Source organism: Shewanella sp. 1CM18E (assembly GCF_023161665.1).
Lineage (GTDB): Bacteria > Pseudomonadota > Gammaproteobacteria > Enterobacterales > Shewanellaceae > Shewanella.
In genome coordinates, this window is record NZ_JALNTW010000003.1 from 316470 (window position 1) to 339125 (window position 22656).

The 22656-nt window shown below is 42.2% G+C and carries 16 protein-coding genes; 6 read left to right on the plus strand and 10 right to left on the minus strand.

All coding sequences use genetic code 11. The annotated features are described in order from the left end of the window. Window positions 1-37: 37 nt before the first annotated feature. A complete protein-coding gene (gene guaD, locus MSG37_RS06930) occupies window positions 38-1402 on the minus strand; it encodes a guanine deaminase (protein WP_248469850.1) in 1365 nt (454 codons plus the stop codon). A gap of 307 nt (window positions 1403-1709) precedes the next feature. On the opposite strand from guaD, the gene MSG37_RS06935 reads away from it, so the two are divergent. Then, window positions 1710-1958, plus strand: a complete 249-nt coding sequence (locus MSG37_RS06935) for a hypothetical protein (protein WP_220779182.1) — start codon at window positions 1710-1712, stop codon at window positions 1956-1958. A gap of 225 nt (window positions 1959-2183) precedes the next feature. Next, window positions 2184-2669: a cupin domain-containing protein gene (locus MSG37_RS06940; protein ID WP_248469851.1), complete on the plus strand. Its 486-nt coding sequence runs from the start codon at window positions 2184-2186 to the stop codon at window positions 2667-2669. A 71-nt stretch (window positions 2670-2740) separates the two neighbouring features. On the opposite strand, the gene yghU is transcribed toward MSG37_RS06940, so the two are convergent. From yghU to MSG37_RS06955, 3 genes are all read right to left on the minus strand, one after another. Continuing rightward, entirely contained in the window at window positions 2741-3598 is an 858-nt protein-coding gene (gene yghU, locus MSG37_RS06945; RefSeq protein WP_248469852.1) for a glutathione-dependent disulfide-bond oxidoreductase, read from the minus strand. A gap of 235 nt (window positions 3599-3833) precedes the next feature. Beyond that, on the minus strand, window positions 3834-5903 hold the full coding sequence (locus MSG37_RS06950) for a M13 family metallopeptidase (RefSeq protein WP_248469853.1): 2070 nt from the start codon (window positions 5901-5903) through the stop codon (window positions 3834-3836). A gap of 276 nt (window positions 5904-6179) precedes the next feature. After that, on the minus strand, window positions 6180-7259 hold the full coding sequence (locus MSG37_RS06955) for a PepSY-associated TM helix domain-containing protein (RefSeq protein ID WP_248469854.1): 1080 nt from the start codon (window positions 7257-7259) through the stop codon (window positions 6180-6182). Window positions 7260-8353: 1094 nt separating this feature from the next. On the opposite strand from MSG37_RS06955, the gene MSG37_RS06960 reads away from it, so the two are divergent. After that, the gene (locus tag MSG37_RS06960) at window positions 8354-8878 is read left to right on the plus strand and encodes a hypothetical protein (RefSeq protein ID WP_248469855.1); all 525 of its coding nucleotides are present in this window, start codon (window positions 8354-8356) and stop codon (window positions 8876-8878) included. A gap of 107 nt (window positions 8879-8985) precedes the next feature. On the opposite strand, the gene MSG37_RS06965 is transcribed toward MSG37_RS06960, so the two are convergent. Further along, window positions 8986-9879: a prohibitin family protein gene (locus tag MSG37_RS06965; RefSeq protein ID WP_248469856.1), complete on the minus strand. Its 894-nt coding sequence runs from the start codon at window positions 9877-9879 to the stop codon at window positions 8986-8988. A 437-nt stretch (window positions 9880-10316) separates the two neighbouring features. Here MSG37_RS06965 and MSG37_RS06970 point away from each other — a divergent pair, with 437 nt between their 5' ends. Continuing rightward, complete coding sequence (locus MSG37_RS06970; protein ID WP_248469857.1) at window positions 10317-11393, plus strand: hypothetical protein; 1077 nt, start codon at window positions 10317-10319, stop codon at window positions 11391-11393. Between the two features lie 102 nt (window positions 11394-11495). Here the strand turns inward: MSG37_RS06970 and MSG37_RS06975 are convergent, their stop codons facing one another. The 4 genes from MSG37_RS06975 to MSG37_RS06990 form a co-directional block, all read right to left on the minus strand. Continuing rightward, the gene (locus MSG37_RS06975; protein ID WP_248469858.1) at window positions 11496-11735 is read right to left on the minus strand and encodes a YdcH family protein; all 240 of its coding nucleotides are present in this window, start codon (window positions 11733-11735) and stop codon (window positions 11496-11498) included. Between the two features lie 201 nt (window positions 11736-11936). Continuing rightward, entirely contained in the window at window positions 11937-12449 is a 513-nt protein-coding gene (locus MSG37_RS06980; protein WP_248469859.1) for a MerR family transcriptional regulator, read from the minus strand. A 639-nt stretch (window positions 12450-13088) separates the two neighbouring features. Further along, complete coding sequence (locus MSG37_RS06985) at window positions 13089-16238, minus strand: efflux RND transporter permease subunit (protein ID WP_248469860.1); 3150 nt, start codon at window positions 16236-16238, stop codon at window positions 13089-13091. Next, complete coding sequence (locus MSG37_RS06990; RefSeq protein WP_248469861.1) at window positions 16238-17497, minus strand: efflux RND transporter periplasmic adaptor subunit; 1260 nt, start codon at window positions 17495-17497, stop codon at window positions 16238-16240. Before MSG37_RS06990 ends, MSG37_RS06985 begins: the two co-directional genes overlap by 1 nt. A 645-nt stretch (window positions 17498-18142) precedes the next feature. Here MSG37_RS06990 and MSG37_RS06995 point away from each other — a divergent pair. Next, window positions 18143-18973 (plus strand): hypothetical protein, encoded by an 831-nt coding sequence (locus MSG37_RS06995; protein ID WP_248469862.1) that lies wholly within the window; start codon window positions 18143-18145, stop codon window positions 18971-18973. A 161-nt stretch (window positions 18974-19134) separates the two neighbouring features. Here the strand turns inward: MSG37_RS06995 and MSG37_RS07000 are convergent, their stop codons facing one another. After that, window positions 19135-19593, minus strand: coding sequence for a hypothetical protein (locus MSG37_RS07000; RefSeq protein ID WP_248469863.1), 459 nt, complete (start codon window positions 19591-19593; stop codon window positions 19135-19137). A 447-nt stretch (window positions 19594-20040) separates the two neighbouring features. Between MSG37_RS07000 and glnD the strand changes: the two genes are divergently transcribed. Next, window positions 20041-22614 carry a [protein-PII] uridylyltransferase gene (gene glnD, locus MSG37_RS07005; RefSeq protein WP_248469864.1) on the plus strand — a complete coding sequence of 858 codons (2574 nt, stop codon included), beginning with the start codon at window positions 20041-20043 and terminating at the stop codon, window positions 22612-22614. Window positions 22615-22656 lie beyond the last annotated feature (42 nt).

Below are 22656 nucleotides of genomic sequence, written 5' to 3' on the forward strand. Positions count from 1 at the left end.
GAGCCTTTTTTAATGACTTTTGTTATCGCTAAACGGTTTACTTCTCTATCACCAATTGGCCTTTAACCCACACCTTACAGATGTTTTGACGGTTATTGAGGGTAATGATTTTCTCTAGCTTGTCTTTAGCGCTGTCCATCTCATCAATAATAAAGATATTACTATCGCTAACTGCGGTATCAACCACCAAGGCATCAAACTCAAACCCAGGTTGGAACAAACCCACTTTGGCATCAATCGCTTGACCGCCACCGACGGTCGCCATCCAGTAAGACTCTAAAAATGAGATACGACTGCCACTTTCACCACGAGTATCGGCTGCTAAGTATGTTGAAGTCCCGTCTTCTCGTACGCGTGAGTGGTTAACTGCATCAAGGCAAGTGTGGAAGATTGATGGGATTGGCGCGCCTGCTAAGTCACTGCCTAGACCGCACTTTAACTCGTTATCTAAGATCTCGCGGGTCTGCATCGCCGCATTGGCAAAGTACATGTTTGATAACGGGCAGTGGGCAATACTGGCGCCGGTTTCTTTAATGATGGCGTGATCAGCTGGGGTTAAGAAAATCGAGTGTGCAAGAATGGTTTTATTGGTCATTAAACCAAAATCACGATAGATCTCAGCATCGGTTTTGCCATACATTTGTTGGCTATAATCACGCGCCCAATCGCTTTCAGAGCAATGGGTTTGTACGTGACATTGGTATTTTTGCGCAAGTTCGCCTAGACCTTGTAGCATCTCGCTGGTACAGCTTGGTACAAAGCGCGGGGTTAACACTGGCGAGACTAATTGTTGCTCATTACCTTCAAGAGCCAATACTTGTTGGATGAAATCTTCAGTTTCAACTAATGCATCAGCAGTAGAAGCTTCAATATAAAATGGCGGACACTGGCTTGCTTCATCCATATTCACCTTGCCGACAAAGCCACGTTGACCTTGCTTTAAGCATTCGCGAGCCAGCTCAACAGAGCTGTCTTTATGAATAGTGGCAAAGTACACCGCGCTGGTGGTGCCGTTGGCAAGCAGTGACTTCACTAAGCTTGGATATATTTGCTTGGTAAAGTCCATGTCAGCAAATTTGGCTTCTAATGGGAAAGTGTAGTCTTGTAGCCAATCGTAAAGCGGCAAATCTAAGCCTTTACCCGCTTGTGGGAATTGCGCCGCATGCACGTGCAAATCAACCATGCCAGGCATTAAGTACTGAGTTGAAGAGAGTTCAATTAGCTGATTGTTGCTGGATAATGTGCTGACTTGCGCTTGGAAGTCAGCATCCGTTTCGGTTGTAACTGAAACGATAGTGCCTTGGTTATTCACCTGAATTAATGCTTGTTGCGCGTACTCAAAATCACCTTTGGTTGGGCAATGAAAATATTGTCCTAGAACTGCAAATTTAATCTCAGACATCTTGCTGTATCCATCTTTTTTGTGTGTAGGGTCTATGCCGCGCGAGTATTACATGAGCACATTGAAAGTTAATAAATTAAACCGTGAAGTGTGACCAAGCTAATAGACTAAATAAGCATGCGCTTAAATTACATGCAGTTGCTTATCTCCTTGAGGGCACCCGCTGTTTTGTTATTTATGCTGCAGTCTTTTAATCTTTGGCTATGATCTGTAAAGTACGCTGCATAGTGTATACAGGGCTAAAAGCCTTGTAGTTGATGGCTTTCATAAATAGCTGTCGTAGATAGCGCAGATAAGAGTATTAACGATGAGTGACGAGCAAAACGTAATTGATAACCTAGACGACCTAAGACGCTTTTTAGTTTCAGTTGAAACCGGTGGTTTGGGTCTTCAAGGTGTGGAAGGGGTTGGCATGGCAACCAATAATGCTGATGGACGTCACTTTGTTGCCGTGTTTGATGCTAACCACAAACTATTACACGCACGTTGGGTAACCGATGAAGTGTATGAGACAGGTAAAGAGATGGTACGCGATGGCGTAATGGGCAAGCACTAAGCACTCGCTTATTGCTATTTTGATTGCCATTGAAGCCTAAGCAGTATGCTTGGGCTTTTTTATGACGATAAAGTGGGCGCAGCATACAAAACTATAATTCTGCTCTCAGTCTTTTAATCAAGGTGAGATTATACTTCTGCGCGAATTTATGGATAGAAATGTTCCCTACCAAGCAGTGCTATTCAATCCCAATATGCACCATATTAAAATTAGAAAGGTCTTTTGATGCAAACCGCTGAATACTTTATTAAACACCTTGAGTTAGAACAACATGTCGAAGGTGGTTATTTCCGCTCATCTTATCGCTCAGATCAAAACTTTGACGACACTCGTGCATTATGGACTAGCATTTATTTCTTATTACGTACTGGTGAGGTGTCGAACTTTCATCGCTTAACTGCTGATGAGATGTGGTATTTCCACGCTGGTGAGTCATTGACGATTTATATGATTGATGAGCAAGGCGTACTAACCACTGCGCAATTAGGCCTTGATTTAGCGGCGGGTGAGCGACCACAATTCTTAGTGCCTAAGGGCTGCATTTTTGGCTCTGCAATGAACAAGCCGGGCTTTTCGTTAGTGGGCTGCATGGTGTCACCGGGCTTTACTTTTGATGACTTTGAGTTGTTTAGCCAAGAGACATTGTTAACAGATTACCCGCAGCACGAAGAAGTGATTAAGCGTTTAAGTCGCTGTGGTGTTGGCAGCTAAGTTTAAATCTGTTGATAAACATAACGCCAGTAAAGACTGGCGTTATTTATAGGTAAGCATACACAGAGTCATTAAGGCTTTTTACTCAGCACTGCATCTATATCAGCTGCGCCATGGCGCTCGCTGAGTTGCTCCCATTCTTCGCCAAATGTGCGGTTTACAATGCGGCCACGCTGCACAGCATCACGCTGTTCAACTTGTTTTGCCCAGCGCAGCAGATGTTTGTAACTGCCGACATCTAAAAACTCTGCGGCATTGTATGAGTTGCCTAGCACCAAATTACCGTACCAGGGCCAGATAGCGATATCGGCAATACTGTATTCATCGCCGCCAATATATTGATTGTTAGCCAGCTGCTTATCGAGCACATCGAGTTGACGCTTTGCTTCCATGGTAAAGCGGTTGATTGGGTATTCGAACTTTTCTGGTGCATAAGCATAGAAGTGACCAAAACCGCCGCCAAGATATGGCGCAGAGCCTTGCAGCCAAAATAGCCAGTTCATCACTTCGGTTTTTGCGCTAATTTCTGTCGGCAAAAAATGGCCAAATTTTTCTGCTAGATATAACAGAATATTGCCAGATTCAAATACACGGATTGGTGTTCCGGTTGAAGTATCAAGTAGCGCTGGGATTTTCGAGTTTGGATTGATATCGACAAAACCTGAGCCAAACTGATCGCCTTCGCCGATGTTGATGGTGTAGGCGTCGTATTCTGCAGCCGTCACGCCCTTAGCCAATAATTCTTCCAGCATGATAGTCACTTTTTGGCCATTAGGCGTGGCTAATGAGTGTAATTGCAGCGAGTGTTTGCCCACGGGCAATGCTTGCTCATGCCTTGCTCCTGAATCTGGGCGATTAATACTGGCCCATTGACCACCATTTTCATTATCCATGGTCCAAACTTTTGCCGGTGTGTATTGGTTTGTCATGTCATATCCTATTGGTTTTAGCCTGTTCTTAAAATCGAGCGGTTTGCCTGTTTATGGTTTAGCTGGCTTAACAGTATAGATATCGGGTCGAAAATCGGTTTTAAAACCCCTTGAGTACTTTTATGAATATAACCCTTTAATCTGATTGATATGGATTAGCGATAAAAGTTACGCAATAAAAAATGCCAGTCAATAACTGACTGGCATTTGAGATTAATCGATGAGTATTAGCCGATTACCAAATACGTACGCGCTGATCTTCTGGAAGATACAGCTCATCACCTGGCTTAACGTCAAAGGCTTTATACCAAGCATCGTGGTTACGCGGCGCTTGTGCACGGTAACGACCCGGTGCATGAGTACCTGCACGTAGCTGATTTAACATGCTTTGTTCAGTGCGCTTTTCTTTCCAAACTTGTGCCCAAGCTAGGAAGAAACGTTGATCGCCAGTCACACCGTCAATCACTGGTGCTTCTTTACCGTTAAGGCTTAACTTGTATGCGTGGTATGCCATTGCAAGGCCTCCCACATCACCAATGTTTTCGCCTAAGCTGTTACGGCCATTAACGAAGTTATCTGGAATAGGCTCATACTTGCTGTACTGCGCAGCAAGTTGGTCGGCTTTGGCTTCAAATGCGGCGCGGTCTGAATCTGTCCACCAGTTACGCTGAATACCGTTAGCGTCAGATTTTGAACCTTGGTCATCAAACCCGTGACCCATTTCATGGCCAATTACCGCACCAATACCGCCGTAGTTTACAGCAGGGTCGGCATTAGGATCGAAGAACGGAGGCTGCAAGATAGCAGCTGGGAACACAATCTCGTTAAACGAGCTGTTGTAGTACGCGTTAACACGCTGTGGCGTCATGCCCCAACGATTACGGTCAGTCTTTTTAAGCTCTTTAGCAACACTATCTGCATGGAAGAACTGACGTAGGTTTTGAATATTACCAACGAGATCTTTGTTGGTAAGCTCTACGCCATCAAACTCTTGCCATACATCCGGGTAACCAATTTTCGGGTTAAATGCCGCTAGCTTAGCGTGAGCGTTAACTTTGGTTTCTGCGCCCATCCAGTCTAGGTCATCAATACGCTGACCCATTGCTGTGCGTAGGTTTTCAACTAGCGCTGCCATCTGCTGCTTAGATGATTCTGGGAAGTAACGTGCAACGTAAACTTTACCGATAGCAAAACCAAGAGATTGGGTACCAGACATTTCAGAGATTGCACGCTTCCAACGAGGACGCGGCTCCTGCTGACCACTTAGGGTTTTGCCATAAAAACCAAAGTTAGCGGCGTAGATATCTTCAGACAGTAAACCTGCATTGTTGCTTACTGTATGGAAAGTTAAGTAGTCCTGCCAAACCTTTAATGATTCATTGTTAACCAATTCAATCATGGCTTTAACTGGATCAGGTTGAGAGATATTTAGCTGAGGAACCTTGTAGCCAGTTTGCTCAAAATACACATCCCAATCGAAACCTGGGTACTCTTTAGCAAGATCGGTACGCTTCACTTGGTTTAGCGTTAGGTCGCGGTTACGACGCTTTTCACGTGGCCATTGGCCTTCTGCCATTTTAGTTTCTAACGCTAGAATTGCTTCGGCGCGAGCTTGGCCATCTTTAATGCCCGCGAAAGCGAGCATTTCGGCAATATGGCTAACGTATGCTTCACGGATTTTGACAAAACGCTCTGCATCTTCAAGGTAGTAAGAACGATCTGGTAAACCTAGGCCACTGGCACCAATCGACATTTCATACTGGTTAGGGTCTAAACGGTTAAACCACATGCCGCCAGCAATTGGTGAGCTTGCGCCAGTTAACCAAGATGCACCGAAGACTTTAGTTAAGTCGTCAGTTGATTTAATCGCATTGATTTGATCAAGTGTGCCTTGAATAGGCGTGATACCCAGTTTATTGATGGTATCTGTGTCCATGTAAGCTTGATAAAAATCAGCAATGAGCTGCTCTTCAGCATTTAGGTCGCTGCGGCTAGCTATGTCATCGATAATTTCTTTAACTTGCTTTTCACTGCGCTCAGCAAGGCCAGTAAATGCACCAAAGCGTGTTTTATCTGCAGGCATAACATAGTTGTCGTACCAAGTGCCGCTGGCATACATAAAGAAGTCATCACCAGGCTTAACCGCTTCATTGCGTGCGCTTAAGTCAACACCAAAGCTACCTAGTTCTGCTTTAGTTGCAGCAACTTTAGTGACTTCATTTTTGGCTTCGTTGTTTACATCTGATGCGCCACAACCCGCTAAAAATGTGGTTGCTAGAGCAATCGCTATTAATGATTTTTTCATTTTTATTCTTGCTTCCTTGTCAATTTCTTATCGTTTATTAACGAATATTATTATGATTTTTAACCGTTCTATCTTCTAGAATTGGCATAAAATGTCAACCTTTGAATTGTGTGTAAGTTTTTGGTTAATTTATTCTTACTGAGCGCAATATGGCTGCTGATGTGAAAAAGCATAAGTTATCAGACAGAGAAACTGGAAATTGCACTGTAGAGTAATAGGCTGAGATAAAAAAATAGCAGCCCTAAGGCTGCTATTTTGTGGCAATAGATAATGGGTTTAAGCCGTTGCTGCTTTGTTTACGCTCTTACTGTTCTTTTTGAATATGCGACGATAAAACGTCACTGCACTGAACAATAAAATGATGCTGCCGACTAGTGATACCGAAGTAATAAACAATGCGTAACTAAATGGCATATTCAATGCGTCGTGTAGCGGTCTAACAAACGCGGCTACTTGGCCTGATAGCGGTCTGTCGCTATGTTTAATTACATCTTTAATAATGCCTTTTTCGTAGCTCATGGTCATACGGTCTGCTTCACGAAGCCACACGCCGCTGTGACTATCAAAACGGATGCTGTAATTTAGCTCGGTAACAACTTCGCCTTTTTTAACTCGCGGTTTGCTCACCGAAACCAGATTAGCCTCAGGCCATAATTCTTGCGCTGTTTGTAGCTGGCTTTGCCAGTTGCTTGCTTGGCTCACTGGGTAGCTGATTTCAGATTTAGGCTGCTTTAATGCGCCAGTCCATAAGCCTTTATAGGTGATTAAAAAGCCACTGATACATAAAATAAATAGCGGAACCGAGATAAATAGTCCTAACTGAATATGGCTTTTTACTAAGCTACTAGAACGTGTATTGGTTGGAATGCTTTGCTTTAATCTAAAGCCTTTACGTACACGCCACCAAAGGTAAATACCCACTAAGGTTACAGCGCCACCAAGTAGTGATGCCCAAGCGTTAATGTATTTGCCGCCAATGTCTTCCAGTAAAAAGTTACGGTGTAACCAGAAAATAGTGCGGTAACCTGGAATATCACCAAATGAACTAACAGACAGCTCATTAAGCTCACTATCTAAGGCAACGGTTTTACCGCGAGTCGCCGCTTGAATGTATGGTGTGTGCTCAGTAGGAAAGCGTACCGTGCTCATTTCAGGGTAACGTTCAAATACCGCTTCTACAGTCTGGGCTTTTTGCTCAATAGAGAGTGGCGCATATTGCTGACCCTTATCATCGAGGCGCTTATACATATCGACACTACCCAGATATACACCAGTGGTGAGTACTATTAGCATGGTAATGCTAATGAAAAAGCCCACCCAGTTGTGGAACCATTTTAATGCAGCTACTGCGTTCATATTTACATTCTCAATGTCAGTCTAGGCAAATGTTGGTCCAAGACAAAAAAGGGATACCTTAAGCTTTATTCTATAAACATATTGATTTTTATATTGTTTTTAGCGAAAGGGATAAGTTAGATAAAACTTGTGAGAATGGTAATCAATCTCACTTTCAACTGCAATTAAAGAAGTGTAAAGACGCGTGATAGGGTTAACAGTTTTATTGGCTCTGTAGTCAATAGCATTAAAAGTGTTACATCATGAAGGACACATGGAGTCATTTTTATTTTTAGCTCTAAACCACCTATTTCAGTCGGTAGTTATCATCAATTAGGCTCTGCCTGGAGCATCTTCAATGAGGTTGTGGAGTAAGGTAATGTTTAAAGACTTAATAAACACGCCGACTTGTTTTGAAAGTAATGGGTCCATGGACGCTCGCTCATCTCGACCATGGGATGCGCGGCTTATAAATTCGCTTAAACATAGCTTATTAACTTAAGTGATGCGTGAGCTTTGTTAACGTACGTTAGGAAAGCTCCCTTTTAGGAAGTTCACTTCACAAAGGCTAGCAAAAGCACCTTCTTCAGAAGCTGGAGCTTTTACTAGCATCTTCTTATTGTTGAAAAGTAAGTAAGATTAATCAGACTGAATTAGCTGTAATAATTATAAGGGTTTTCAATATAAGCAGTTTAAATATTTTCAATTGCCAATATAAAATGTAATTCAGTTAAATATAAGTGATACCAATATAAGTAGATTGAATACAAGCAAGTTGAATATAAGTAGGTTAAATATGAGTGGGTTGAATATAAGCAGGTTGAATATAAGTGGGTTGAATATAAGTGGGTTGAATATTATAAGTTTGACTATTACCTTCTAGCCTATAATGGTGCTTTTATTGGTTGTCACTTTAGTCTCTTGGGGTTTATTTATTATTTGAAGCAGGTGCAGTTTAATTAAATTTATTTTTTTGCGTCAAAAAAATAACATGGTTTTAAATTATTTTACTTTTAATTCGAACGTCTGAGTGATGGGGTGTTTTTGGTTATTTACTCTATACTTGTTATAAATATTTAGATATTATCCGCCAGTTTTTTGACTTTGGTAAATGTGTGATGAAGAAATTTATATTGTTTTTATTAATCGCTCCGTTTGCAGCTAATGCGGCTGCACCATATGGATTAGAGTGGGGAAAGGAGTTTTCACAATATGGTGAAATAGTACAAAAAGGAATTTATACAGAGGTAAAGGCAACTGAATTACCAAAGGATGACTTAAGTGCTGAGTATTATCTGCTAGTAGGTAAACCGGAAGAAGGATTAATCAAAATCTCAATGAGAACTTTCGATTATTCACTTTTTGGGGCGCAGTTAGATTCAGACTATGCTGAGCTAGAAAATACATTGCAGAAAACAGGCTACCAAGCTAAAAAGTTTACGCCTAGAAATACTTCGAGTTATCAATGTATTTTCCAAGGGAACTGTATTGGTCGGAAGTTAGAACTCGAGCATGTTAGTGGTGCTTCTGCAGTTTTAGAAGTCAAAATTAAAGATCGAAATACTGCATATATTAATGTGGAGTACTTCTCAGAAGACTTTAATGCCGAATCAGATCCAATGCTAGTTAGCGGAATTTGAAAATAGCTTTAAGACCTTTGGTTGAGGTGAAAGAGCTATTGAGTTCTACTCTTGCTATTAAGTAACTAAAATTGGCGCTTAAGAGCCAATTTTAGTTATAGCTTAAATTAATTTTCTTTCGCGTTGCGAAGATCCATAATTGGCATTGCACCTTCACCCATCATGGTGCTTGGTAGTTTTCCATCCCATGCTTGCGCTTCAGTTAGTTTGACAATCAGCGGGTTATTTTTAAGTGCTTTAGCCTTTGCTTCAATCGCTTGTGCCTCTGCTTTACCTTTTAGCAAAATAGACTGGGCTTCAGCTTCAGCCACTTTCAAAATACCTTTTGCACGTGCATCTGCGGTGTTTACTGCGCGCAGCGCTTCTAGGCGTTGACGCTCAAGCTTGTGTTCTTCCGCGGCCGCGAGGTTTTTCTCTGTTTGCTTAATCTCAATCGAGTTGATGTATTTTTGTGGCAAGATAATATTTTCAATCTGAATATTATCAACAACTACAGGAAAGCCTTCCATTTCGTCAGCTAAGCGACGTTCGATACCTTGAATGGCGCTGGCTCTATCTTGAATTAACTGCTCTGCTTCAAATTGAGGGATGGTGTCTTTAGTAGCTGAACGAAAGCGTGGGTCGAGAATTCGTTGCTCGAACTGAGTTAAGCCGCCATAGCGTTTAAACAGGTCTAGTGCAGCCTCTTTGTTTACCGTCCAGTTGACACTGACTTCAATGGTAACCGGCATCTGCTCTTTAGTGCTCGATGCCATTTTTTCAGCATTTTTACGAGTACGCACTTCGATCATTTCAACGGTTTCAATAAAAGGAATTTTGAAATGTAAGCCGGGGTTTTGTTGGTCTTTGGCTTCACCGAAGCGCTTTACCACACCAACATGACCTTCAATCACGATAAAGTAAGAGTTAAAGATCGCGATGATTACTAGTGCGATTGGTAGTAGTTTTACCAATGAAAAGGATTTTGTTAGTTGAGTTAGTTTCGAGTTTTTCTGCAGCATTTTGATGTCCTTTCTAAATATGCGCGGCAAAGATAGCAATAATTGTACTTGGTTGAAATGTTTGTTTGTAAAATGATGCTAAATTGTGTTTTTTGTAGGGGTGTTTGGTTTTCTGAGGCTGGTAAAAGCTTGTTTTCGCCTGTTAACGCACTAGGTTCATGAATTAAATCGTTCACCGGGTTAGTAGTTAAGTCTATAGGGTGGATTACAATACAACTTTAGGCTTGGCTTGCTTAATACTTAGGGCGGATTCTAGTTGCGGTGAGGGTCATCATAATCTTTGCAGGTTTCTGAACATTAAGCTTTGGTCTTGGCTGTATTGGCCAAAGTACGGGGTCCAGAATACCTTTGGGAGCGTGAGTAGAGTTACTGACGTTCTTAGCGGGGTTAACAGAATTGACTGTTGGCTGATTACTATCCATTTAGGGAAAAGGGATATGAAATATACTAAGTTAGCAGCGTTCGTTTCTGCTGCGATGTTTCTTTCTAGCGCCAATGCTGCGGCAAGCCAAGATAATGTCGCAGAGATTACTCAGTCGGGAGATGATAACCAAGCTGTAGTCACTCAAACGGGTAATAGCTTAAACAATAACGCTAATGTTGCACAATCAGGATCGGCAAACCAAGCAACTGTTTTGCAATCTGACACATCTCTTAGTGATGCTCAAATAGTGCAAACAGGCGATTTAAATCAACTGTCAGTGACTCAGCAAGGTGACAGTCAAAGCGCTGCTGTGACACAGACCAGTGATTTAAGCCAATTAGTGCTAGATCAGCAGGGCGAAGCTAATACTGCTGTGGTTGTTCAGTTGGGATTATCTCAAAATGCCAGCATCACTCAGGAAGATGCATCAAACAAAGCTGATGTGAATCAAAGTGGTTTAGCTAACCAGCTAATATTGACTCAAAGCGGCAGTACGTTGGGCAATGGTAATGAAGCTACTGTAAGCCAAACCGGTGAAAATGATTTAGCGGTGATAAGCCAAGCGGGTGAGCAAAACATCGCTATCGTAGATCAAGATAATGATAGTTTTGGTAACTCGATTAGTATCAATCAAGCTGGTGAGCGTAACTTCGCTGCTGCTGGTACGCGTTTAGGTGCTGGAAGCTCGGTTGATATTACTCAGCAAGGTAACGACAACATCGTTATGGGCGGTGGCAGTACTCCGAGTAATTATGGTGGTTTGGTTGGCGCTGGTACTAATGGCTCTGATAACCAACTGATCATTGTGCAAAATGGTCAAGGCAACAGACTTTATGCTGACGCTGCGCAAGATCAATCTCGAGTTGATATTTCACAGCAAGGTGACTTCAACGAAGCAACCGTTGAATCTTGGTTAGGTGCTGAAAATGATATTAGCTTAGCGCAGACAGGTGAACTGCAATTAGCAGAAGTATATGTCGAAGGCGGCGTCAGTAACTTAGTAGCTGTTACGCAATATGATGCTAATAACATTGCTACAGTAAACGTTTTAGGTAGTAATAATAGCGCGACGATCATTCAAGGTAACTAACGTTTTAGTTAGTTTTATTGTTTGAAACAACATCAAAAAAGGGAGCATCGGCTCCCTTTCCATTAATGATTACATTTTAATACTATGCTTTGCTTGATACTGTTATTGTGCATTTAATCGATGAAAAAGCGCATCTTTAAGTACTGCGCGATCATGCTTTAATTTGTGCATAGCTTCATCATCAATTGGTGCACCTTTTAGCTCGAGAGTGCGGATCTCTTTATCCAGTGCATTGTAATGTTTAGTGTCTTTTGCAAAAGCCTCGTCACTTTGACAAAGTTTGGCAATTATATCTTGGTACTCAGGAAACTCATGAATAAGTGAGTGATCTTCGCCTAACATATCAACCCCTAAAATAGTGAATGAACAATATTGTTTCTAGGGTAAGTAAAGCTAACCGTTAGATTAAATTCAAGGTTGCAATATGAGGTTTATTGATTTTTGTCGTGACTGGATCTTTGCTCGTTCAAGAGTGGCGAGTGAGTGGTGCTTGTTATTGTCAAAAAATGCCTGCGATTAAGCAGGCATTGTTGCGGCTATATATTACAAAGCACGAATGCGTTTGATTTCTTCAACATCAATACTGAGAGACTCTAAGAACTTCTGGTGTTCTTCCGGCTCAAGTTTTTCAAATGTTTGATGCCAGCGCATCATTGCTGCTTCATCAAAACCCGCTTCAACCATAATCTCTACCCAACGTTGTTTGTTAACCATTTCATTCTCCAATAACTCAGGGGCTTTGAGTAATATCACTATGGCCCGCTGTTGCTGTCTTAGTTTGGCAACCTCTTGCTCAAGCTGATTAAAGTGCTCCTTTAGCAGTTGAGGTTGTGCGAGTTTATTGTCTTCATTTAGCAAGGTCGCAATACTGGCAACAGATAACCCGTAAGCTCGATAAGACACAATGGCGGCTAACTTCTTATCTTCAGCCTCACCATAGTATCGATAACCATTATCTGCCCGTAATGCTGGTGTGAGCAGCCCCTCTTTCTCATAATAAAGCAGAGTGGTTCGCGAGATATTGGCGCGCTTAGCGAGCTGAGTAACCGTATACATATTTCTTCCTAGCCTTGACGACAGCGTGGAGTTTCAAGCCTATACCTATAGACAGGTCAACAGCGTATTTCAATTATTTCCATTAAATGTCATTTTTCCTATGGGTTGCCTTCTTTGGCCTAGGAATAAAGCTAATAAGCATGACAAATAGTCCGATGGTTAAGCTGTTTGCAACTAGCTGCATTTGGCCTGTTTTCGTACTGGAGCTGGTTGTTAATGCAGAAATAATCGGTAGCTCTTTGAGCATAAATTGCAGCAAGATGAAGCTTATATCAATCAGTATAAGAATTTGATCAACTCAGAGCGTTTTTTGGCAAACTAATTCAAGGCGAATAGCTGCAATAATGGTTATTCTCTTATAAAGCTAATCAACGCAGAAGTAGGCAGCCAAAAACGCTCCAGAATGGCGAGTGTTAGCGATTCTGATGCTGTGTTAACGAGCTTGAACGTAGAACAACTATGCCCTTTACTCGTTGCAAACCACATGGATGTGGTGAATGTCATTAAAGCAAGGAGCACTTAATGACCTTGCCTCAAAACCGCTAAACTCTCGCTGAGTGACTAAATGTTTATACTGATTGGTATTAATAGCAAGGCATAAATAAAGTGATTAACAGCCTCTGTTTTCAAAGGTTCCTGTTAGTTTGGTACTAACGTGTTAATGTCGTTATTAACCGGTTTTGAGCCCCGCCATTGCTCTGCCAAATAAAATAATGCTGGGCAATAAACTAATATTGTTGCGATAGAAAACAGCGTACCAAAGCTTAAGCTAATCGCCATTGGGATTAGGTATTGCGCCTGCACCGAAGTTTCGAATAGCAGAGGAGCTAAGCCTATGGCAGTCGTGATTGCGGTGATAGTTACCGGCCTAAAACGAGCAAGACTTGCTTGTATTACCGCATCAATAATGGATAAACCAAGTCGTAATTGCTTTTTCAGTTCCAGCAGCAATACAAATGAGCCATTAAGGACTAAACCCGATAGCGCAATCATGCCAAATAGGCTCATTACGCTAAAGCTATGCCCAAGGACAATATGGCCGAGCATAGCGGCGGCTAAACATAGAGGAATAACACTTAATACGAGTAAAGCATCGAGACTGTTTTTGAAGTGAATAGCTAAAAAAGCAAACACTAAAAATAGCGCTAGTGCTATACCGGTAAGGAGGTTGTCATTCACCTTACGCTCAGTGCGTGCACTGCCGCCAAGCTCCAGCTCAACTTCTGGGTATTGCTGGGCAATGCTAGGCAGAATAACACCGTCAATTTGGCTTACTATCAACGATACATTAGCTTGGCTGCGAATAACGCTCGCGCTGACTTCAACCTGCTCAACACCGTCTACTCGCTCTATTTGGGTCGCAGAATACTGGGGGGTTATATTGGCTATTTGCCCGAGCAGTACCTGTTGACCGCTGGGAGAGGTTACTAATAATGCTGCTAAATTATTGGCCTTAAACTGCTCACGCTTATGGCGCATGACCCGCACTTTTAGCTCTTCGCTCTGCTGAATTTGGCGGCTGACCTCGGTGCCGTACAAGCTGCTGCGTACTAGCTCGCCTAAGCTTTGGCTGGTAAAGCCCATTTGTAGGCCGCGTTGATTAACCTCAATAGCAAACTCTCGTTGTGCATCGATTAAACCGCTATCTATATCTGTTACGCCCTGTAGTGTTTGCAGCTTGTTCATCAAGGCGTAACTGGCGTTGCTAAGTGCGGCACTGTCGGTTGAGGCGAGCTCTATAACCAGCTCTTTGCCGCCACCAGGCCCAACTTCAAAATCAAAGAAAAGTGACTTTACCCCTGCAACCTCGCCAATCTCAGTTCGCCAGCTATCGACCAGCTGACGTGCGCTATATTGGCGCTGATCTTCTGTTGGGATTTGAAAGGTACTAGAGCCTGAGCCGTCTTCGATAGACAACATAATGTGTTTATAGTTATTTGGCTCCTTGAGCTTAATGAAAGCGCGTACTCCGGCCGTTTCAATGGCTTGCATAATGCGCTTTCTATCAGCAAGAGAACTACCAGCAATAAACTCAACTTCAACGTCGATTCGCTCTGACTCAACTTTAGGCACAAAGCTACTGTCAATTCGCCCAGAACCCACCCAAGTAAAAACTAATAAATTGGCTGCGATAAAAACCACAATCACTGTCATAGGTTGTTTGAGTGAGCTTGCCAAAAAAGCTTTGAAATGATTGTCTCGAAAAGACTCAAAGGCCATAAAGCTGCGCTGCTGCAATATCGCCAGTCGAGTTAGCCTTTTAGGTTTATCTAGCTGCTTTAGGTGATAAGGTAAAATAAACAAGGCTTCGATAAGCGACACTGCAAAAATAGCAAAAATGAGCAGTGCCATAGGTTTATACATATTCCCTAGCTCGCCACTGACAAATAATAAGGGCACAAAGGCGATAATGTTGGTCGCAACTGAAAAACATACTGGTAATGCCATTTCCTGTACGCCTTGCTTTAATGCTTGGTTGATCTCCATACCTTGGTGGACTTTCAGGTAGATATTCTCAGCAACGATTACCGCATCGTCCACTAAGATCCCAAGGGTGATAATAAACGCAAATAGGGTCACCATATTCAAAGGAATATTCAGGCTCGGCATCAAGCCTAACGTACCTAAAATGGTAATAGGGATCCCCATGCATACCCAAAATGCCAATCGAGTATCGAGTAAAAGTGATAAGGCTAAGATCACCAAAACCATGCCGATTAAGCCATTATTGAGCAGTAAATTACTGCGAGTTTGATAGGCTTGGGCTTGATCATCGAGCACAATTAATTGGCTATTGCCGGGTAATAGCGCTTGATATTGGTTGATGTACTCACTGATCTCAGCGCTCAGTTCTATAGGTTTAACTTGTTGGTTTTGGTAGACAACCAGCATAACTGCAGACTTGCCGTTAACATTAAAGGGCTGTTCTTGTTGCGAGAATCCCCAATTGACATCGGCAATTTGCCCTAAGGTTAACAGAGCGCCGGAGGACCCGGAATAGATATTTATTGCACGAAATTGTTCAAGCTGCTGTTTGCGACCCAGTGTGCGGATCACGATATTGCCAGCGTTGGTGCTAATGCTGCCCGCAGAGGTGTCGTTAACCGATTGTGCAACCTTATCGGTGATTTGTGCCAAAGTGAGCTGGTGTTGCATTAGCTTATCTTGGCTGACTTCAATAACGACTTCACTGTCTCTGGCTCCCTCAAACTTAATTTGTGCGATATCAAATTTGGATAGCAAATCTTGCTTAAGTTTGATGGCTTCACTCTTTAGCTCGGTTTCAGTTAGGTCGCCATATAACCCCAGTTCAATTAATGGCTCTAACTCTTCAACTACACTAATTTGCACAGGCTCCATTGCGCTTGGAAAACCACTAATGCTGTCGACTTCATTTTTCACATCGGCAAGCATGTTATTGACATCAACACCGTCATTAAGACTTAAGGTGATTACGGCTTCGCCTGTTGTTGCGCTAGCGTGCATACGGTCTATACGGGTATTTTCCTTTAAGCGATGCTCAATGGGTAAAATAATACCCTGTTCCATCTCCTTAATTGTTGCGCCAGGAAAGCTTGCTGTTATGGCAATTTCATCGACTTTAAAAGCAGGAGAAGTTTGCTGAGTAATGTCATTAAAGCGATAAATGCCGATAGCAATAAAAACCAAGGTTAATAAGTTAACTGCAATTGGGTTATCAATCATCCAAGCGAGTAGGCGCTGCAAAGTGGAATCAGCTTGGCTGCTGGCATTGGGTATTGGCTTAGGGATATTGGCTAAATACTGCATTAGAAAGACTCCACAACATTAACGCTAAGGCCAACTTGTGGACGATGTAGCTTGCTGGTAACAATACGCTCCGACGGAGAAAATACGTTGGCTATTATCGCGTGGTCTTCATCTTGATGCACAATATCAACAGTTCTGCTTTGCAGTGTATTTGCGGGCGTTACCAGCCAAACCTGCGCATCATCAATTGCAGCAAGTGGCAGTCTGACTGTGTTAGGTATGGTCTTAAAGTCTACTTTTGCTTTAACAAAGTCGCCGATAATAAGCTCTTTAGCGTGATCTAGATGGGGGTTAGGTGAATATGGTTGATAGTGAGCGAATATTTTTTGCAGCTGCGAGCTGCTATCTAAAAACGGCACAATATGGCTGATTGTGGCCTCAAAGCTTTGGTTGGTATCAGGTTGTGATAGGGTAACTTTCTGCCCAAGTTGTAATTGCTGCGCGAGATCTCGCGGTAGATAAAATGGCACTCTCAATTGGCTTATATCAACTAAAGAGGCAATTTTGTCGCCCTTATTAAGGTAGTCGCCTTGAGTGGCATTTTTAGACTCAACAATGTAGTGCTGTTTGCTCACCCAGCGGCTGCGCTCGAGGTCTCGCTTTGCGATTGCTAACGCATTTTTAGCGATATCAAGCTCAGCTTTGGCGCGACTTAGTTGTGGTTGACGCAATAGTAAGTCGATATCAATTTGCCAATTATTGTCTTTAAAATCTTGCTGCATCATTTGGTAATCTTTTTGCGCGATTCGTTGCTCACCTTGCTCTAGTGATAACTGGGCTAGCGCTATTTGCCATTGAGCTTGGCGTTGCGATAAAAGTGCGTTGAGATCGCTGCTATCTTGCTGGTAAATAAGCTCGTTATTGAGCACAACACCACCTTCCACTATGTTGCTGCTTAGGTAATCTAGCTGGCCGTCAACCTGAGCGCTTAAGGTTAGCTTGTTGTCAGCGATAACTGTGCCATAGGCGTTATAGCTCGGCGTAAAGCTGGTAGGGTTAATACTTATGGTATTAACATTAATCGTGTTGCTTATCTCTGGTTTTACCGCGGTTGCGGGTGCGGTCACAGCAATAAGTATGCAGCCAATAATGCTTATCATCGCGATATAAAACGCAGGCCATTTACTGGCATTTTTGAAACAGTGCTTGGACGTTTTTTTTCTATTTTGCTTGCAGTCTTGTACTGTAGTTAGGTCTACTTTGGGATCAATCTTTAGGTCAGTGTTTTGCTCATTATTGGAGCTTGTATGCTGAGTCATATGGTCATTGCCTGAATTCATTAAAATGGCTATTGGAACTTAAGTCTGATTGCTTACATCCATTTGGCCTTTATTGCTGATTTATCGCGGTTTACTTTGTTTTTTGTGCCTTTAGCAATAGGTGAGCGAGCATGGTTGGCAAACAAAGCTTTGGCGTTTTAGCAATAGCTTACTGAGGCATATGTGAAGTTAATGTCGAAGCATGTTAATAAAACGCTTACGCGGCTTAGGGCGTCGTCGTGAGATTAAGGAGGCTGTTTTAGTGGATGTCTGCAGCGTCAATTAACGATTGGCGCTAGCCGTTTAAAGCGTTACAAGTTTAATGAGTAAAGGGCGCGCAGTTAGATTGCAATTTTGATGTAATCTTTATGTAGTACAGCTGTAAAAATGATACGATTGCGGCATTACTGGTTTTTTCATTGCGTGGTCAACTTGTTGTTTAAACATCAGATCTTGTTGCTAAGTTTGACTTCTAGTTTGGTATTTTGCTTAGGCTTGGATGCCGCTGCCGCCACAACATCCAGTACTACGCATACCTCCCAAAAGACTGCTCCTGCTAATTCTGCTGCAGCGAATGCAACAGCCCCAAAAAATAAGGCGGCAGAAAAAAAGCAACAACGAAACCCCTGCTACAGTGATTCACAAATGGAAAGCGCTATCGACAAGGCGCATGATTACCTCACTACCAAGTTTTGCCAGCCTGCTATCTGGTTCGATAGTTTTTTTGTTGACGACAGAATTGAAGATGACGCTCAAGCAGCTACGGTCGTGCGTCTATATAACGACTTTTCTTACTATGAAAAAGAGGGCTTTCAATATAAAGCTAACTTGAATGCGCGTTTAAATTTACCAGGGGTGACTAAAAAGCTAAAACTCATTTTAGACTCAACCGGCGAAGATGATCCTTTTGGGTTTATTAAATCTTTAGGTGACGACAATGAACGCGATATTGGTTTGCGATACGACTGGTACGCTAAGGATAGAGTCAGCTTTAATATTAAAGCAAACTTCAAACCTAAGGTTGAGGCAAGATGGCGGTATACCTATCCCATCTCTGATCGTACAGTAACCCGTTTGACGCAAAAGCTGTATCAAGAGAAAAAGGTTACAGGTGAGTCCACTGAGTTTGATATAGAGCATGCATTTAGCGAAGAATTTGTTGGCCGTTGGAGCGCAGTTGCGCAATACGAGACCCGTGATAATGGCTGGGAGTTTGGTTCAAGCGCTACGCTATATCAATACATTAATAATAAACAGGCGATAAGTTATCAGGCGAGTATTTATGGCGTAGATGAGCCTTATCACTATGTTAAAAAGGCCAGTATTAGCGCGACTTATAGACAAAATTTTGCCCGAGATTGGTTGTTTTTTGCAATTACTCCTGAATATCGTTGGAGCAAAGAAGATGAGTTTTCTGAGCGAATTAACCAAATCGTATTCACTTTTACATTAGAAGTGCTATTTCAAAATGTTTAAAAGCATGATGCCTTTTGGGGGACCCTGCCTATCTTTATTAGTCGGTTTACCTCGAGCAATTGCAACTTTTTAACCCTCTCAAAAATAAAGCCACTAATCGTAAATTAGTGGCTTGTTTATTACAGGTTAATCCTGCTTATTATTTGTTTAAATAAGCTGTCTTATTCAGCGCTAGCACTGCTGTCAGTAGTTTTGTTATCTGGCTCTGAGCTTGTTAGAGTGTCGTCAGCGATACTCGGTTGCTGCTCGATGTCATTTGCAGTATCAGCAGCCGGCTGGGCAACTTGCTCTGCTAACACGATTAAGCTGTCGGTATAAGAAAAACCATAGCCGTAACCGCCTTCTGTACTCACGCCATTACCTAATAAGTGCGGATCACTAAAGTGATCTTTAAAGGCGAAATCACCAGAGGTCACAGGGGTAATTTGCATGACTTTATAGCCTTGTTGATTCAAGGCTGTGATTGCTTGCTCAAGATCGGCATTGAGTCGTTCGCTATCAATTTTACACGTTGAATATTCAAACTCTGATGTTTTTGGCTTAGCTGCCCACATCTGCTCGCGTTTATCAGTTTCAATTTTAGCGAAATAGCTTTTTACAAATACGACTTTTTGTTTCATTCAATGCCCTTAAACAGAAAACTTGCTTCAACTCACGTGCAACTCAGGTATGAGTTACATATTAGTGAAAGATGAATTTAGTTAAAAACAGTTAAGTTAAATTTATCTTGAGCAACACTCTAGCAGAGACTCAAGCTAAATGCCGCTAACTTGTTATTATTCAAGATTGTTATCTCGTTTAGTGTGACCATTTTAGGCACTAAATATCTTGCAATATTTACGTGAAAAATTGGGTGAAAATTCTGCTATAGCCTCTATGTAACTAAGTGCTAACCTTGGGTTTTGTTGAAAAAAAGTCTTTTGATTGTTATGGTTATGTCGATAGAAGCTGAGCTTTGGCCCTATTTTAAATGGTCTAATTTGGCGACCTGGTACGGAAATGGGTACGTTAATATTAGAAATTGAGCTAGTGTAAATCTGTTGTTTAGCGATAAAGAGCCCTAAATTATGTCTAATACTTTGGAACTGAATTCTCTCGAGGAGTTGAAGTTTCATATCAAATCTTTCGACGAAAAGCTTAATGCGCAGTTTTTAACGCTGCCAGTGCAATCGCTATTAAAGAGGCGGGCTAAGCATATAGACGAAATGTTGGTATCGTTATGGAAGACTTACCAATTACATAAAACTCCCATGTCGCTTAATGCTGTTGGAGGTTATGGCCGAAGGGCATTGCATCCTAGGTCTGACATTGATTTAGCCATCATCATTGAGCAAGAGTTAACCCCGCAACAACAAGAACAACTATCGCTTTTCCTTACCCGCCTTTGGGACTTTGGCTTAGACATTGGCCAAACCGTTAGAACCCTACCTGAGTCTATCGACGCTGCAGCAACTGATATTACTATTGCCACCAATTTACTGGATATTCGTTGTTTGGTTGGCGCTAAAAAGCATTCGCAAGCGATTAAAGAGCAGCTATATCAAAATGAGCTTTGGACTAGCTTGTCTTTTTACGATGCCAAGATGGAAGAGCAAGAGCTCAGGCACAATAAAGCGCAGAACACTGCGCTGTACTTAGAACCTAATTTAAAAAACAACCCCGGCGGCCTGCGTGATGTGCACACCATTATGTGGATTGCACAGAAGCACTTCTCATTGGCTAATGCTAACGCATTAAAAACCATTGGTTTTTTACAGCAAGATGAAGTTTACGAGCTGCTAGAAGCGTATGACTTTATTTGCCGTGTTAGGTGGGCACTTCACTGTGTGACCCAGTCACCGCAAGACGTATTGTTGTTTGAGCATCAAGCCGCGGTAGCCGAGTTTATGCAGTTTGGTCAAGGTGATAATAGCCAGTTAGCCATTGAACGTATGATGCGTCAGCTATTTCGGGCTATGACTCGCGTGCGCGAGCTAAACCAAATTATCTGCGACTCTTTCAAGCTTGATACGCTTAATGAAACCGAGCGTGAAAACCTGCAATCTCTTGATAAATACTTCAGTGTTTGTAATGGCTTAATTGAGGTTAAATTTACTCAGGCCTTTATTGATAAACGCCAAGTGATACGCATGTTTAGGCTGATCGCAGAAAACGACAATATCATAGGTATTGCTCCACAAACCCTTAGATTACTGCGACAAACAAGGCGTCGTTTATTAGGTGAGTTACAAGATTATCAAGGTTGCCGTGAAGAGTTTTTGGCAATTTTGGCGCACCCTAAAGGGCTGCGCAAGTCGTTAGGCTTAATGCATCGCTATGGTGTGTTAGCCGCATACTGCTCACAGTGGCATGCAATTGAAGGGCAAATGCAGTTTGATATGCACAATGCGTTCACGGTTGATGAGCACACCTTTAAAGCCATTCAGTACATTGATAGTTTTGCGCTAAATAAGAAAAACAGCCTTACCTATAGTATTTATCAGAACTTAGGTAATCGCTTTGCTCTAGTGTTCGCCACCTTGTGTCACCATTTGTCTGGTAAGCAGGCGATTGAAAATAGCGAATTAAGTGCGATTCAGGCTAAAGAGCTGGCTGATGAACACTTATTGAAAGGCTCAACCACTACGTTGATTTATTGGTTGGTGGCTAACCAAGATGTATTGATCAGCGCGATTCAAACTCAGGATATTAACGATCCTGATGTGATTAAGCATCTGGCAAAACTGATTGGCTCTCAAGGTAAGCTTAATGCGCTGTTTTTGTTTACTATCGCCGACATGATGGCCACGAACGAAAGTTATTGGAATGACTGGCAAGAAAGCCAATTAACCCAACTTTATATGGCTATTCGCGAAACCTTAAAGCAAGGGATTGAAAATATCTTTGAGGTGCGCACCGTTATTCGTGAAAACCAAACGGACGCGCGAGCCGCACTGTTAGCCTCAGGTGTTGATGCCGAGCGACTAACTAAGTTTTGGCAAAGTTTGCCTAATAATTTCTTCAGTGGTAATTCGGTTGAAGATATTGTCGAGATAACCGCAGGTATTTTAAAAGGTGAGCCGGGTACGACTCGGGTGCTGATAGGGCAAAACGGCGATAACGGCTTTACCAGTATTTTTGTGTACACAGAGGACAGACCGAAACTGTTTGTCGACCTATTTAAAACCTTAGCTAGTTCTAAGCTTAAAGTGAAAGATGCGCAGATGATGCAGACCAAGAATGGTCAGGTATTAGAGATCATAAAAATATTGGATCACAAAGATGAGCCAATTGATGATGAGCCAAGGTTAGAGCAAATTGTTAAGCGTATTCATCGCGCCATCGATCAAAAAGATAAACCGAGAAAGCTATTACCACATAGGGCACTTAAAAACTTCGATAACCCACCAGTGGTAACAGTGCTGCATACCACCAAGAAAAACCGCGCGTTGCTTAAAGTTAATACATTGGACGACCCTATGTATTTAGAGCAGATCTGTAATCTATTATCAGAGCGAAATCTTAGTATCCATTCCGCTAAAATTAGTACTTTAGGCGAGAGCACTGAAAATGTATTTTTGGTCTCTAATGCAGATAAAACGCCTTTTGGTCACGACGAGCAATTAAAGCTGGTGGATATAATTGAAGAAGAAATTGCTTAATATTGATAGAGCCGACAGCCACTGTTAGCGCTGATACAATAC